Source organism: Prevotella sp. oral taxon 317 str. F0108, from assembly GCF_000162415.1.
GTDB classification, from domain to species: domain Bacteria; phylum Bacteroidota; class Bacteroidia; order Bacteroidales; family Bacteroidaceae; genus Prevotella; species Prevotella conceptionensis.
Window position 1 is genome coordinate 2,882 of the sequence record NZ_GG740082.1, and the last position, 1,421, is coordinate 4,302.

Consider the following 1,421-nt stretch of genomic DNA (forward strand, 5'->3'; position numbering starts at 1 on the left):
CTTACCTGCCCTACGGCGAACTGCTCGTGGACGAACATTCTTCGTCCGAGGAAATGCCGTATAAATTCAACGGCAAGGAGTTTGACCAAGAGACGGGGCTGTACTACTATGGGGCAAGATACATGAACCCAAGGACGAGTTTGTGGTATGGGGTGGATCCATTGATGGAGAAGTATCCAAATGTGAATGGGTATTGCTATACAATGGATAACCCGATAAAGTATATTGATCCCAATGGTAAAAATATGAGTGAATACGATACTGGCGGAAAGAAAATCAGTAATTTAGGTGGAGATAAAATCGATTTTATACATCAAAATAATGGAGATGTACAAATCATTGATAAGACCAATAACCATACAAATATCATAAAAAATGGTTCGAAGTATATAAAGAATTATACACAGCGTAATTCTTCTGTTTCTTGGAATGATATAACTAAAGAGTTTATGACTGATTCAGGACCAGTATATAGTCTGTTTAGTGATTTTTCTAATAAAGGAGAAGGTGCCTTTGGGTCCCTGGAGAGTTACAATTCTATTTATGGATTAGCGGCGCGATCAGATGTGTTGCGTAGCAATAAAAGTAAGAATACAATGGCAATAACTACTTTATACGCAAACCCTCTTTCTGCGGGTTTTGATCCGTGGGAGCAGATGATAGGAGAAGCCAATATCTCTTGGTATAATTTAGGAAACGATGTTCTATTTATGTTAGTTGATTCTAAATCTAACACATCCCTGTATTACCACATTCCATTTATTAATAATAAGAAAAGAGGTCAAGATGGTTTTGGTCATGGAAATACTTACCAGACATATATTTGGTTAGAAACAAAAAAGGACATTAAACAAAAAAATGATTTCTATTTAGAAATGCTTCAAAAACGTATGGAGGCAATTCATAGATAAGTATAGAAGATGAAAAAGATAATTGCGATTGTTATACTAATTATGCTTGTCGGTTTCTTTATTTGGAACCAGAGAGCATCTTTTGAAGATCCTATCGGTACATATATAAATGAATCAAATGTAAGAGATACGATTTGCTTGTTTTCGATGGGCAGATTCGAGCAAGTAGTTTATGATAAAGCTGGTAGACCTATTTATCATTGTAAATCAAAATGGAGGAAGACTTCTCATGGAATTGCAATAGATTCTATATTACTTTATGATAATTTAAGTTCGCTGAATGTCGATCAGCAAGAGAATAAACTCTATGAAGGAATGAGTTATGATGGTTTTCAACCAAGCTATAAAAATGGGAGATTTATAATTTCATGGAATGATTATGTAGATACTCCTGAAAGTGCAATCTCTTTTTACAGAATAAGAACACTAAGTAAGTGAACAAAATTAATTTACACAAAATAAATATATGTAATTTCCGTTCTACTTTGAGTTATGGGAAAACCAAAAGTG

At 34.1% G+C, this 1,421-nt stretch carries 2 protein-coding genes; both read left to right on the forward strand.

All coding sequences use genetic code 11. From position 1 onward, the window contains the following. Positions 1 to 911, forward strand: a 911-nt coding sequence (locus HMPREF0670_RS17310; RefSeq protein WP_232213951.1) for an RHS repeat-associated core domain-containing protein, incomplete at its 5' end; no start/stop codon positions are given. 9 nt (positions 912 to 920) lie between these two features. Then, positions 921 to 1,349 carry a hypothetical protein gene (locus tag HMPREF0670_RS14780; RefSeq protein WP_009231943.1) on the forward strand — a complete coding sequence of 143 codons (429 nt, stop codon included), beginning with the start codon at positions 921 to 923 and terminating at the stop codon, positions 1,347 to 1,349. The last annotated feature ends 72 nt before the right edge of the window (positions 1,350 to 1,421 follow it).